11 protein-coding genes are annotated in these 12,514 nt (G+C 65.2%); 8 read left to right on the top strand and 3 right to left on the bottom strand.

Annotated features, from left to right (window positions below; genetic code table 11):
• Nucleotides 1–127: 127 nt before the first annotated feature.
• A complete protein-coding gene (locus RSD66_RS04090) occupies nt 128–763 on the bottom strand; it encodes a hypothetical protein (RefSeq protein WP_415289096.1) in 636 nt (211 codons plus the stop codon).
• A 202-nt stretch (nt 764–965) separates the two neighbouring features.
• Here RSD66_RS04090 and RSD66_RS04085 point away from each other — a divergent pair, with 202 nt between their 5' ends.
• From RSD66_RS04085 to RSD66_RS04075, 3 genes are all read left to right on the top strand, one after another.
• Nucleotides 966–2,981: an ATP-binding protein gene (locus RSD66_RS04085; RefSeq protein ID WP_415289095.1), complete on the top strand. Its 2,016-nt coding sequence runs from the start codon at nt 966–968 to the stop codon at nt 2,979–2,981.
• A gap of 472 nt (nt 2,982–3,453) precedes the next feature.
• Nucleotides 3,454–3,888, top strand: a complete 435-nt coding sequence (locus RSD66_RS04080; protein WP_415289094.1) for a hypothetical protein — start codon at nt 3,454–3,456, stop codon at nt 3,886–3,888.
• 331 nt (nt 3,889–4,219) lie between these two features.
• Nucleotides 4,220–4,726 carry a helix-turn-helix transcriptional regulator gene (locus RSD66_RS04075; RefSeq protein ID WP_415289093.1) on the top strand — a complete coding sequence of 169 codons (507 nt, stop codon included), beginning with the start codon at nt 4,220–4,222 and terminating at the stop codon, nt 4,724–4,726.
• Nucleotides 4,727–4,744: 18 nt separating this feature from the next.
• Here the strand turns inward: RSD66_RS04075 and RSD66_RS04070 are convergent, their stop codons facing one another.
• On the bottom strand, nt 4,745–5,605 hold the full coding sequence (locus tag RSD66_RS04070; RefSeq protein ID WP_415289092.1) for a hypothetical protein: 861 nt from the start codon (nt 5,603–5,605) through the stop codon (nt 4,745–4,747).
• Between the two features lie 208 nt (nt 5,606–5,813).
• On the opposite strand from RSD66_RS04070, the gene RSD66_RS04065 reads away from it, so the two are divergent.
• The 5 genes from RSD66_RS04065 to RSD66_RS04045 all read left to right on the top strand — a co-directional run bounded on the left by RSD66_RS04065 (nt 5,814) and on the right by RSD66_RS04045 (nt 11,893).
• Nucleotides 5,814–6,344, top strand: coding sequence for a hypothetical protein (locus RSD66_RS04065; protein ID WP_374559148.1), 531 nt, complete (start codon nt 5,814–5,816; stop codon nt 6,342–6,344).
• 156 nt (nt 6,345–6,500) lie between these two features.
• Entirely contained in the window at nt 6,501–7,262 is a 762-nt protein-coding gene (locus RSD66_RS04060) for a hypothetical protein (RefSeq protein WP_269300391.1), read from the top strand.
• 142 nt (nt 7,263–7,404) lie between these two features.
• Nucleotides 7,405–8,289 carry a hypothetical protein gene (locus tag RSD66_RS04055; protein WP_312162205.1) on the top strand — a complete coding sequence of 295 codons (885 nt, stop codon included), beginning with the start codon at nt 7,405–7,407 and terminating at the stop codon, nt 8,287–8,289.
• Complete coding sequence (locus RSD66_RS04050; protein ID WP_415289091.1) at nt 8,286–10,937, top strand: fimbria/pilus outer membrane usher protein; 2,652 nt, start codon at nt 8,286–8,288, stop codon at nt 10,935–10,937. Before RSD66_RS04055 ends, RSD66_RS04050 begins: the two co-directional genes overlap by 4 nt.
• Nucleotides 10,938–10,939: 2 nt before the next feature.
• Nucleotides 10,940–11,893 carry a hypothetical protein gene (locus RSD66_RS04045; RefSeq protein ID WP_415289090.1) on the top strand — a complete coding sequence of 318 codons (954 nt, stop codon included), beginning with the start codon at nt 10,940–10,942 and terminating at the stop codon, nt 11,891–11,893.
• Between the two features lie 257 nt (nt 11,894–12,150).
• Here the strand turns inward: RSD66_RS04045 and RSD66_RS04040 are convergent, their stop codons facing one another.
• Nucleotides 12,151–12,327, bottom strand: a complete 177-nt coding sequence (locus RSD66_RS04040) for a hypothetical protein (protein ID WP_415289089.1) — start codon at nt 12,325–12,327, stop codon at nt 12,151–12,153.
• Nucleotides 12,328–12,514 lie beyond the last annotated feature (187 nt).

The raw sequence follows: 12,514 nt of genomic DNA, 5'->3' as shown, positions 1-12,514 counted from the left end.
GCCTGAGATTGACTTCACGATCGCATCTCGCCACCAACGCTCAAAATTCAACCAGCGACCTCGATTGCGACCTTAGGCTGACAGCACCTATAGCCAGGCGCACGTGAAAAGCGTGGAGATCTGCCTCTCAGCAGGAGGACGGAACACTGCCCCCCGCCTCGCACGCCTCTGTCGATGCGCCGGCCCACTTCGCGCGCAAGGCCTCAGGCTCCAGAGAGAAATCGTCCTTGTACCGGCACAGGATGTCCTCGATCTCATGGGTGGAGAAGGCGCGAAAGTTCTCCGGGACCTGATGATACATGATGCCCCAAGCGTCCCCGTTCGGGAGGCGGCCTCCCAACAACCGTCTCGCGCCGACACGCGCCCCAGCATGCAGATAGATCACGTGCTCCGAGGCATGGCCTAGCCGTTTGCAAATGCGATCCGCAGCGTCGTAGACCGCCAGCTCGCCGGCTCCGCGGATGGGCGCGAACGCCTTACGCACAAGGTCGAACACTTCGTGGAAACAGGTGGTCCGCTCTAGCTCTGCGGAGATGGCGAACAACGCCTCGGCGCAAGCATCAATAGTCTTGCGGGTGAGCCGCCGCTGGTGCGGATGGCGCTTGCCGTTCGCCATGCGCGCCCGCCCCGCCCGATCAAGCACCTCGGAAAACGGCTCCCCCTCAGCCGCCCACCACAGGGCGTCCTGCTCACGCCGGGCAGCGCCGGCCCGGAAGTCAGCGGCGATCAATTCAGCGGTGCCGTACCAGACCATAGGACTCATGGAACCTTCTCGTGTTTTTCGACGGCCATCCTCCCTCCAAACCGGCCGTTCACGCAATGTTCTCGCAAAGTTTTGATTGCTGCGTCGTCTCCGGAAACTCCAATTGTATAAATCGCCATCGTCGAATGCCCCTTCGACCTGCTTCAGTGAAGGGGTTGCCGTCGCAGCGGACACAGCGCACAAGCCTGCGAAAGGGGTGGCCATGGCTGGAAAAGAGCAGGTTTCAGTTGCGGTGCGGGACGACTTCGTCGCCCGGCAGACGCGCGCCAAACCCATCCCCGCTCTGGCCGAGTTGATCTGGAACGCCCTCGACGCGGACGCGACCCGTGTCAAGGTCGAGCTGATGTACGAAGACCTAGCAGGCGGCCTTTCGCGGATTCTGGTCAATGACAACGGATCCGCCATAGGCCGGGAAGAGGCCGCGACCCTTTTCGGCAATCTCGGCGGCTCCTGGAAACGGCTCACGCGGGAGACAGCCGAAGGACGCCGGCGCATTCACGGCCAGGAAGGTCGAGGCCGCTATAAGGCGTTCGCGCTCGGCAAGGCTGTCACTTGGACCGTGGTTCACGGCCGGCCCGGATCGGCGCGCAAATTCGATGTCCGGCTTCGCCAGGCCGATCTCACCAATGTCTTGATCAGCGAGGACGTGGAAACTGACGAGCCGCGCGGCATCTCCGTCGAGATCGTCGATCTGAACCACGACTTCCGCGTCTTTGAGACCGATGAGGGGCGCCAGGGCCTGGCAGAGATCTTCGCCCTCTATCTAATCAACTATTCCAATGTGACCGTAGAAATTGCTGGGCGCGCGTTGGACCCCGCGTCGGCGGTTGCGAGCCAGCACACGGCGCAACTGGCCGAGATCCTCGACGAAGAGGGCGGTTCCCACTCGGCCGAACTCCAGATCATCGAGTGGCGGGCCGAGACCCGAAAGACCCTCTATCTGTGCTCGCGCGACGGGTTCCCGCTCGACCAGGTCGAGACCCGCTTCCAGATTCCCGGTTTTTCCTTCTCCGCCTATCTGAAGTCGTCCTACATCGAGGCGCTGCAGGCCGACGGCCGCCTGGGACTGGCGGAACTGGACTCCCGGCTAACGCCCGTCGTCGACCAGGCCCGTACCGCCATCAAGGACTACTTCCGTGAGCGTGCGGCCGCTCAAGCCCGCTCGATCATCGACGAGTGGAAGGAAGCCCGGGTCTATCCCTTCGAAGGAGAGCCGGCCTCGTCGGTCGAACGCGCCGAACGGCAGGTTTTCGACATCGTCGCCTCCCAAGTCCAGCAGCTCGCGCCCGATCTCGGCGGCGGGTCCCACAAAGGACAGGCGCTGCATTTACGCATGCTCAAAAACGCACTCGAGCGGGGGCCGGAGGAACTTCAAACGATCCTTCGCGAGGTGCTGGGCCTTCCGGTCAAGAAGCAGAAGGAACTGGCGGCCCTTCTGCAGGAGACTACACTTTCGGCGATCATCACCGCCGCACGGGTGGTGGGCGACCGGTTGAAGTTCCTAGACGCCTTGGAGGCCATCGTCTTCGATCCGGCGAAGAAGGCCCGTCTCAAGGAACGCACCCAGCTTCACAAAATCCTGGCCGAAAACACGTGGATATTCGGTGAGGAGTTCAATCTCTGGGTCAGCGACAAGGGACTGCGCAAGGTGCTGGAGAAGCACCGGGACAAGCTCGACCCTTCCATCGATATTGACGGCGCCGTTTCGGTTTATGGACAGAAGACCGCGATCGTTGATCTGATGTTCTCTCGGAGCACCCGGCGGCACAGAAACAATGATGTCGAGAACCTTGTCGTCGAGCTCAAGGCGCCCAAAGTCGTCATCGGCTCGGACGAGATCGTCCAGACCAAGAAGTATCAGCAGGCGGTCGTGGGCGACGAGCGTTTTTCAACGGTGCCGGGTGTTCGCTGGCATTTCGTCGTCGTTTCGAACGCCTATGATTCCTACGCCCAAGGCGAGATCGACAGCGGGCCGGATCCAGATCGCCGCCTGATCGCCCGGACAGGTACGACCACGGTCGCCATCAAGACCTGGGGCGAGATCATCGAGGAAAACCGGGCCCGTCTGCAGTTCTTCCAGGAGCACCTGCAACATAGCGCGGACGACAGCCAGGCCCTGAAATACCTTCAGGAGCGCCATGCCGCCGTGCTCGAGGGTGTGCTTGAACCGGAAGACGCCCTCGAACCCGACGATTCCGCAGATGACGAGACGCCCTAACTCTGAACGCAGGCACACGCCGCGCCCAACGTCGGCGGTTCATGACGACTGGCAAAGGCGATCTCTTCTTCCGACAAGCGTCACCGCAGTTCGATCTCGTGCTCCGGCAGCGGAAACTTCTTCGGCTTCACGGCGCTTTCACCCAGCGCACCCCACTGCCCGAAGCGGATACTCCCAAGGTCTGCTTCGAGTCAGGTGCAGTCTTTACGCTCATGGATTGGCTGAATGGCTCATGCTGACTCACTTCTGGCGTTCGGAAAGTCTGTTTTGCGCGCTGCCCCGAGCGCTACCGCGTTGGGTCTGCTCCTGACATCAGAGACGTTCGGATGGCCGGCTCAGGGCCGGTGAACTGACAGCGGCAGAGTGAATTACGATTCATAATATCGCTTAGGCATGCGCTAAGCTTATCTGATCGGCAGACGTTAAGAGCGCGCCCTTATGGTCTTGTGGCAATCAAGAGCATGAGGACGCCATGACCGAATTGATGCGGGTGCGCCGCTGTGCGCTTCTTGTCGCCGTCGCCGCCGGCCTGACAGCCTTCGCTTCGCCGCAGATCGCTGCGGCAGGCCCTAGAGCGGGGGGTTCCTACCAACTGCGCGCTGTCGTACCCGTCGCCTGCTGGGTGCGGCCCGACACCACCGTCGTTGCGGAGACCGGCCGGACAGGGTCCGTTATCGAGGCCTGCAACAGCCCCGGAGGCTTCACCGTCTCCGCCGCTTATCGTCCGCTCAAGGCCACAGAGACTGCACGCATGACCTATGGAGAGCGATCGCTGAGCCTGACGAAGACCGGCAACTTGGAATTGCGCCGCTCCAATATGGCGGCCATCCGCACCATCGCCTACCGCTTCGACGAGGTGCAGTTGGACGAACCTCTGGTCCTGGCCCTGACGATCCAGCCGATATAGCCAAGGTTTTCGGTTCAGACGTGACAAAGCCCCCGCCGACGCCTCGGCGGGGGCTTTGTCATTTTACGCGCCGCGGCCTCACCGAAGCTCATCACAGGACACCGATCAAGGTTCAAACCTTACAGTTAACACCCCCAAATTTTACATGATGGCGCCGTTCGCCGATCGCGATAATATCCACGAGCTAGACGGGGCTACGGCCCTAGATTGCCGATGGGGAGGGAACGGGGTGGGCCTTCAGGGAACGACAGAGGCGCGTCGATTCGACATTGAATCGATCAATGAGGCCGCCTGCTCAGAAGCCTGGAGCAAGAGCTGCAGCCGTGCGGCCATGATCATCACGCCCAGCCTGCACCTTCTGTGGAGCAATGAAGAAGGGCGCCGGCTTCTCGCCATCGACCGCGATCTTGGAGAAGTCGGGGGCCGCTTGAGCTTCGCCCAGCGCACCGGTCTGTTCGCCTTCGCCGCCTTTCTTGAGAACCTGGGCGAGGAGCCTCGGGCCTGGGTTCTGGCTCGACGCGACGGCGGCGGGGATTGCCTGATCATCCGGGCGGTGCGGATCGCACTGGGCGACGCCCAAGCGGTCATCCTGGCCTTCAGCGACACTGCGGGATCGCGCCGCCTGTGGGCCGACTTCGGTCCCGCGCTCGATCTCACCTCGGCGGAAACCACTCTGCTGAAGCGGCTGGTCGACGGGGCCACGATTACAGAAGCCGCGCAGGACCTCGGCGTGAGCCTGGAAACCGCCCGAACGCACGTCAAACGCGCCTACGCCAAGCTGGGCGTCAGCAGCCGCGAGGAAATGTTCGCCAAGATATCGCCCTTCCGACTGTCCTGACCCGCCTGCGGCTGGCGATCAAACGGCGGGACACTGCGGCGCCGGATCACGCTGGATGCGCACCACCTCATCCGACCGCTGCTCGCCCGCGCGTATCGCGATCGTGCGGCTGACCTCGGACACCCACCCGTCCGCGACATGGAGGGTGGCGCGGACATCGCGCTTCATGCTGTTCGCAGTCCCGGTCGAGCCAGGCGTTTCGGCGCTGAACGAGCGCGTGAGCAGCAGGCCGCATCCATCGGCGGTGCGCGCAGCCGATTGCACGCCGGATCGCGCCGCCTGGTCCGTATTCTGAAGCGGCTGCTCGACACGGCCTTCCGGCAGAGGCTGTCGGGGCTGCATTTCCGCCAGCAAGGCGACATCGCTCAGCAGCAGGGACAGCAGGTCCTCTGGCGGCAAGCGGTCCAGCCCCGCCGCCAGAACGTCCGCCTGTTCCTGTTGCATGCCCAGTTCGCTCAGACGCGTGCGGTGCGCCTCCCGTACGGCGGGCCAATCCGCAAAAGCCACGGGTCGTCCAGAGGCGTCAGCGGCGACAACCACATCCACGCCGACCCAGGCCTCAAGAAGCCGCTCCAGACCGGGATCGCGGCTGTCGGTCAGGGAGGCTTCCAGCAACCGAAACCGGAGGGTCATCCGTTCCGTCGAGGCCGCCAGGGTCTCAAGCTCAAACTTCTGGCGGTTGACCTGACGCGCCTCAACGCCTTCGGCGGAGTACGTCAGGTCGGTCTCGCTGACGAATACGCGCAGATCGCCGGCGGCGTCGGGCCGTCGCTGAACCTCAAGGGCGGAGATCGGGCCGTCGGCAGGCGCTGCGGCGTCTTTAGGGTTCTGCGGGACGGCCAGCGCCAGGACGTAAAGAGCCGCAAAAAACATCTTCATATCCGGCCGCCCCTACGACCTCGACACGAGGGCCGGGCCGGCTCAATTCGCCCACGCGGCGAATTTCATCGATTAATCATGAAATTAACTACTTTTTCTTTCGGCGCGTACCCCAAATGGGGGACGATTAACAAAAGCTTAATGTGCTCCTTAGCTCTCGAACGAGGGAGCGGCGACCGACGCCGGGGAGCAGATGCGAACAGCCTGTTTGCTTGCAGCCGCAATGCTGGCCGCAGCGGGAACGGCGGCCGAGGCCGCCGACGCCGGGCGCAAGTCCCTTGTGCTGGAAGCCGTGGGCCGGATTTCGCCGCGGTGCGACATCGGAGCCTTGGGCGGCGTCGACTTCGGCGACCTGCGGCGCAGCGGACTGGCCGTCGAGACGCGCTTCGGCCTGAGCTGCAACGTTCCCTTCGACATCAATCTGCGCTCCGCCAACGGCGGACTGGCGCATGAGACCCTGCCGCGCGGGCAAGGCCCGTATAGCGGCCTGGCGGCCTATCGCCTGGCCATCAACGTGCCCCTGGAAAGCGGAAACCCCGGCCGCGGCGGACGCGGCGGCGCGGCGACCGGCGATTTCACCAGCCGGCAGCTGCAGGCGGGACAGGTGATCTCGAGCCGAGGCGGCGTCGCCTTCGACGGCGGCCGCCTGAACATCGAGATGATGGAGCCCGAAGGCGCCGGTCTGCTGGCCGGACGCTACTGGGAAACCGTGGAGATCAGCCTCGTGCCGAGGCTGTAGAGACCGGCGATGAACGCGAAGCACATCGAGCGTCGAGCGGATGCCTGGCGCCCCCGTGGGGCAGCTGAGCGGACTTTGCGGATGCTCGGCGCGTGCGGCGCGGCCAAAGCGGGTGTGACCGGCGCAATCCTGCGCACTTCTTGGAGGAAGACTGAAATGAAAGCCTATCAACTGATCGCCGGCGTCGCTGCGCTGGCCCTGTCCGCGACCGCCGCTTCGGCCGGCAGCTTCAGCCAGAGCGCGGCTCACCTGCCGATCATCGGCAGCATCAGCGGCTCGGGCCAGGGCTCGGCCCTCGCGGGCCAGGGCGCCAACGCCCTGTCGGCCTTCTTCGGCGGCGAGGAAGTCGCGTCGTGGATCTCGGCTTCGGGCAGCGTCGCCAACAACATCGGCACCGCCGGCAACGCCCAAGCCAGCTTCACCCTGCGCGGCGAAGTCTCGCAAGACTGCTCCTTCTACTCGGGCAACATCAACACCGTTCTGAACTTCGGCCAGATCGGCATCAACACCCTGGACAACGGCGGCGTTGACGACGCCTTCGACATGGTCAGCGCGGCCAACGCCTCGATCGAGACCAACACCGCGGGCTGCAACACCCGCAACGAAGTGCGCATCACCAAGGCCAACGGCGTCGCCGGCATGAAGTCGAACTACGCCGGCGCCTTCGACGGCGCCCAGTTCCAAGCCAACCTGCCGTACAAGGTGGATGCGACCTGGACCGGCGTTCCCGCCGGCGCGGGTTCGGCGACCGCCTCGACGCAAACGCTGACGGTCGACACCACCGAAGCCGGCGACCTGAAGGTCCAAGGCGCCTGGAAGTCGCACTTCAACGTCAACATCAACGTGCCGGTCCCGAGCAAGTCGCTGGTCTCGGGCACCTATCAGGACACCCTGACGATCGAACTGGCCGCCATCTAAAACGGCCCGGCAAGATGCGAAGAAGCCCGCCCGCCCCGTCGGGCGGGCTTCGAGCGTCAGAAGGACGTCATTTGCGTATCAGCGGCACGAATTCTGCATGACGTCGGTACACGAGCCTGCAGGCTGAAGGGGGGAGATCAATATGGGACTAGGGCTGAAACAGCGGGCCGCGCCCCGCGTCGAACGACAGAAAAAGAAGTCCCGCATCGGACTGGTCCTGGCCGCCACCCTGTTCCTGGGGATCACTGCCACCGCCGTCGAGGCGATGCGCGTCTCGCCCATGGTCGCGGAAATCTCGTCGCGCGGCGCCGGATCTTCCGCCCGGATCGAGGTGCAGAACCTGGCCGCCAAGGCTCTGCCCTATGAAACGCGCATCACGCGCATCTCCTTCGACGAGAACGGCAAGCTTGTGGAAACCCCGGCCGATGAGGACTTCCTGGTCTTCCCACCGCAGGGCGTCGTGCCCGTGCGCGGACGCCAGGTGATCCGGGTCCAATGGGTCGGCGACCCCGACATTGACGTGTCGCGCGCCTATTACGTCGGCATCCGCCAGCTTCCCGTCGAACTGGAGGAAGGCGCCGGCGGCGACCTCGCCGCCCAGGTGCAGGTCGTCTACCATATGAAGTCGCTGGTCACCGTCGCGCCTCCGGGCGCAACGGCCGACGTCTCGGTCGTCAGCGCCCGCGCGATTGAAATCGACGCCGCCCCGGCCGCCCCCGTCATCGACGAAAGCGTCGGCGGCACCGGCGAGGCCGCCCCGACGCCGAACGCCGCCAAGGTTCCCGGCGTCGAGGTCCGCGTGCGCAACGCCGGCCGCCGCTACGCCCTGATGAGCGGCGCAACCTGGTGGGTCGAAGGGCGTGGTCCCGATGGCGCGCGCACCGAAATCCGCCTGGACGCCTCGACCGTCAACGAGGCCGTCGGCGCCGGCTATCTCGAGCCCCTGAAGGGCGATCGGACCTTCTACCTGCCCACCACCGTCGCCTTCTCGCCCGATGCGCCGATCAAGGTGCGCTTCAGCCAATGAAGCCTCGGCTAGTCCCTACGGCGATCCTGGCCTCGGTTCTGGTCTCGAACGGCGCAACGCCCGCCAGCGCGGCGTCGCTGAGCGAAGACGCGCCCATCATCACGGCGCCGCCTCGGTTCGAAGAGCCGTCGCAGGTTCAGGCCCAACCTCCGCAGAGTCCGCCGCCGGGCGCGGCCCAGGGCGCCGCCCAGACCGCCGCCCAGACCGCCGCCCCGCCGGCAGCGGTCGTGCGTCCTGACATCAATCCCTACAACCGCGACATCACCTTGACCGCGCCGCTGACGTTCAACCGGCGGCCTCTGGGCGAAGTTCCTGTGACCCTGACGCGCGATGATCGCTTCATCGTCGATTCCGCAGGCTTCCTCGAACTGATCACGCCCCTGCTCACCGACGAGGCCGCTGCGGCGCTCACGGCGCGACTGGCCGGTCAACAGGGTTTCGAAGGCGAGGAATTGGCCGCTCAAGGGGTGTCGCTCGAATACGACCCCACAGCCCTGTCGCTGCTGGTGGTGCGCATCGCCCCTAATCTTCGGCGCCTGGAAGTCCTGTTCGAGCGCGGCGGCCCCGAGGCGGAAGGCCTGGCGCCCCTGCCCTTCTCCGCCTTCCTGAACGCGGCGACATCATGGAGCTATCGCCACGCGACCGGCGACGCCCCTGCGCCGAACGTCTATCTGAACGGCGCCGGCCGCTGGCGTGGCCTGGTTCTGGAGGCCGAGGTTCAGGGCCGCGAGACCCTGGGGTCCGGCGACTATGAATGGCTGCGGCGCTACGCCCGTTTCGTCTACGACCAGCCCCAGGAATACCGCCGCTGGACCGTCGGCGATCTCAACCCCGAGTTCCGCGGTCTGCAGGGCTATGCCGACGTGGGCGGCGTCGGCGTGACGCGCCAGCGGCGCCGCTTCGACCCCTATCGTCCGAACGTGTTCCGCCAGGACCGGCAGCTGCTGCTGCAGAGCGAGTCCACGGTGCGTATCCTGCGCAACGGCGCCCTGGTGCGCGAACTGCGCCTGGACCCCGGCCAGTACGACCTGTCCAACCTGCCGGTGCAGACCGGGAGCAATGACCTGGAGGTCGTCGTGGTCGACGGATCGGGCGCTTCCCAATCCTATCGCTACAGCGCCTATATCGACTCGATCGACCTCGATCCCGGCGAGTACGAATACGGCGGATATCTCGGGGTGGCCGGACGTCCCAGCTTCGGCCAGCCGGACTATTCGGACGGCGACCTCGCCTTCACGGGCTACTGGCGCAAGGCCTTCATCGACAAGCCCGCCCTGGGCGTCGGCCTGCAGGCCAGCGAACGGGTCCAGATGGCCAACGCCCAGACCCAGTTCATCCTGCGCAACGGGTCTCGCCTGAACTTCCAGGTCGGCGCCAGCAACAGCGACACGGCCGGCGGCGGCTACGCCCTTGTCGCAGCCTATGATTTCTATATCGACCGCCCCACGACATCGGACTTCTTCACGGTTCAGTTCGAACATGTGTCGGAAGGCTTTGCGACGCTTTCGGACCCGGACGCCTCCAACCCCATCGCCTGGCAGGCCTACGGCCAGTACTCGCGCGTCTTCTCCGACCGCCTCTACGGCAGCGTGGGCCTGGCCTACAACAAGTCGCGGGATAGCGCGGGCCTGGGCGATTCCTTCCGCTCGGACCTGACGGCCAACTACGCCATCAACCGTCAGTGGAGCGCTCAGGCGGGGGTGAACTACCTCAAGTACGAAGACACGCCCGGCGGCCGCCGCGACCGCGACGGCTGGGGCTTCACCTTCGCCCTGACCTGGCGGCCGTCCAGCGACGTACGCGCCGACGCGCGCTACGATTCCAACCTGAACAGCGCCTCCGCCTCCTTCTACAAGATCCCGGAGAACCTGGCCGGTTCGATCGGCTATTCCGCCATCGCCACCTATGACGACGGTCCCGCCAGCCTGCTGGGCGGCGTCGACTATGTCGGCAACCGCTTCAACGCCTCGATCTCGCACGCCGGATACGGTCAGGACTTCGGCTCGATCAGCGACCAGCAGGTTACGACCGCCAGCGTCTCTACCGCCATCGCCTTCGCGGGCGGCAAGGCCGCCATCGGCCGGCGCGTCGCCGACAGCTTCGCCATCCTGTACGGCCACCCGAGCCTGGAAGATCGTCCGGTCATCGCCGGCGAAGTCCTGCGCGACGGCCGCTACTCGGCCGCCAGCGGCCCCCTGGGTCCGGTGCTCTATCCCTACCTGGGGTCGTATGTGAACGATTCCGTCTACTACGACGTCATCGACGTGCCCGCCGGCTATGACATCGGCGAGGGCGTACGGCGGGTGCGGCCGGCCTATCGCAGCGGTTACGCCTTCGAGATCGGTTCGGACGCCTTCGTCAGCGCCGTGGGCTCCGTCACCGGGCGCGGAGCCGCGGGCCCGGCGCCGTTGTCGCTGATCGGCGGGCGCGTGATCGCCCTGGACGAACCCGACGCCGCTTCCCAGCCCTTCTTCACCAACAGCGTCGGCCGCTTCGCCGTCCAGGGGCTGAAGCCGGGCGGGCGCTATCGCGTGGAACTCTTCACTGACCCTAGGGGCGGCTTCGACTTCACCGTCCCGGCCGACAACGACGGCCTTTACAATCTTCGCGTCGTCCACGTCGACATCGCTGCGCCTGAAGGAGATTGAGCATGAGCGTTCTTCAAAAACGTGCGTCGTCCGCCTTCGCCGGCATGGCGCTGATCGCGTCGCTCGCGGCAGCCGGAGCCGCCACGGCGCAGGCGTCGCGGCCCGCCGCTCCCGGCTGCCAGGTGCGGATCGAGCCGCAGCAGGCGCGGTGGGAGATCCGCGGCTATGATCCCTATGGCGACGATGCGGCCTTCGCCACTTTCGACATCGCCTGGTCCAACGACGGCGCGGCCCCCTGCGAGGGCGAGGTGGAAGTCACCACCGTAGGCCAGCCGTTCGGCTTGCGGCCGACCACCGGACCGAGCGGCCGCTGGTCCACCCTGCCCTACAGCCTGACGGACGAGTTTTCGGCGGCGAACCTGACCCCGGTCGCGGGCCGATCCCAAGCCCGCCCAGGCGGCGCGGCCTTGGCGCTTCAGCCGGGCGCGCGCGTCCTGCGCCGCTATCGTCTTGAAGTCGATGTCGATCAACTCAGCCAGGACGGCCTGTTCGAACAGCCGGTGCAATTCGCCTTCCGCACCAAGGACAACCGCATTTCAGCGGACAAGCTGCTGGTGCTTGCGCTCAACGTCCAGCCGTCGGCCGTCATGGGCCTGCGCGGCGCATTCACCCGCACGGACGGCGGCGGCCGGATCGAACTGGGCGAACTGGCCGAAGGCGGGACCAATCTGCCGCTGCAGGTGTGGGTCAAGAGCACCGGCGGCTATCGCGTCGCGGTGTCGTCGCGCAACAAGGGCCGCTTGGTGCTGGCCGAGGACTCGTCCTGGTGGGTGCCCTATCGCCTGAGCCTGGGCAACCGTCCCATCAATCTGGGCACGGGCGGCCAGGTGGAAAGCCGCAAGGGCACCGGCCTGGGCGAAGACGCCTATGACCTGCAACTGCAGGTGGGCGAGACCGCGCGCCGCCGGGCCGGCCTCTACTCTGACCTTATCGAATTGACCGTGGCGCCGATCTAGATGTTCGATCCCAACATCTGGTGGATCGGATTGAGGATGAATCAGTCTGGCTCTAGCCATCATCGAGCGGCCGCATGGGATCTGCTCCTTGACTCTCGCGCGGACCACGGGCCGAGGAACCAGTGTGATGTGCAGGACCTTTGTCGAGCGGGACCAGATCGAGCGGGGCTTCGAGGATGTAGCAACTGTGCAGACCACGATAAGGCTGCATACGCGTATGTTCAGCGCTCTTCATGAGACTGTTTTCCGAACGCCGCTCACTGATTGTGGGTCTGGCGTTTCAGCCTTAAGCAGATCATGCGGCGGGCCCCGTCGACGATGACCTTGCCTGTTAGACCCGACACCTGCTCCAGGCGGCGGCGTTCGCGGTTCTCCATCGCGCGATCCGCCAGCTCGGAATCCTTAGCCAGATAAAGCTTCAGCGTGTGATGCACCGTTGTCAGGCTTCCCTCGTAGGCTGCACCCAGGTCCCAAACGAAACAGAGTCAGTAAAGCGAACTGGACCGCCTTTCATAATTAAGGCGTTGGGATGAACGCCGCCGGTCGCCTGCGCGGTTTCGGCTTCGCGATCCAACTGCCCCCGAAGCCACGCCAATAGTGTCGGCAATGAGATGCGAATGC

The sequence above is a fragment of the Brevundimonas sp. S1H14 genome (genome assembly GCF_047716865.1).
GTDB classification, from domain to species: domain Bacteria; phylum Pseudomonadota; class Alphaproteobacteria; order Caulobacterales; family Caulobacteraceae; genus Brevundimonas; species Brevundimonas naejangsanensis.
The sequence above is the reverse complement of the archived record's forward strand: the minus strand, read 5'-3'. Positions and strand labels throughout refer to the sequence as shown.

Coding starts and splice junctions, on each gene's coding strand:
- RSD66_RS04090 (WP_415289096.1), bottom strand. CDS start 763: ATGAGTCCTATGGTCTGGTACGGCACCGCTGAATTGATCGCCGCTGAC.
- RSD66_RS04085 (WP_415289095.1), top strand. CDS start 966: ATGGCTGGAAAAGAGCAGGTTTCAGTTGCGGTGCGGGACGACTTCGTC.
- RSD66_RS04080 (WP_415289094.1), top strand. CDS start 3,454: ATGACCGAATTGATGCGGGTGCGCCGCTGTGCGCTTCTTGTCGCCGTC.
- RSD66_RS04075 (WP_415289093.1), top strand. CDS start 4,220: ATGATCATCACGCCCAGCCTGCACCTTCTGTGGAGCAATGAAGAAGGG.
- RSD66_RS04070 (WP_415289092.1), bottom strand. CDS start 5,605: ATGAAGATGTTTTTTGCGGCTCTTTACGTCCTGGCGCTGGCCGTCCCG.
- RSD66_RS04060 (WP_269300391.1), top strand. CDS start 6,501: ATGAAAGCCTATCAACTGATCGCCGGCGTCGCTGCGCTGGCCCTGTCC.
- RSD66_RS04055 (WP_312162205.1), top strand. CDS start 7,405: ATGGGACTAGGGCTGAAACAGCGGGCCGCGCCCCGCGTCGAACGACAG.
- RSD66_RS04050 (WP_415289091.1), top strand. CDS start 8,286: ATGAAGCCTCGGCTAGTCCCTACGGCGATCCTGGCCTCGGTTCTGGTC.
- RSD66_RS04045 (WP_415289090.1), top strand. CDS start 10,940: ATGAGCGTTCTTCAAAAACGTGCGTCGTCCGCCTTCGCCGGCATGGCG.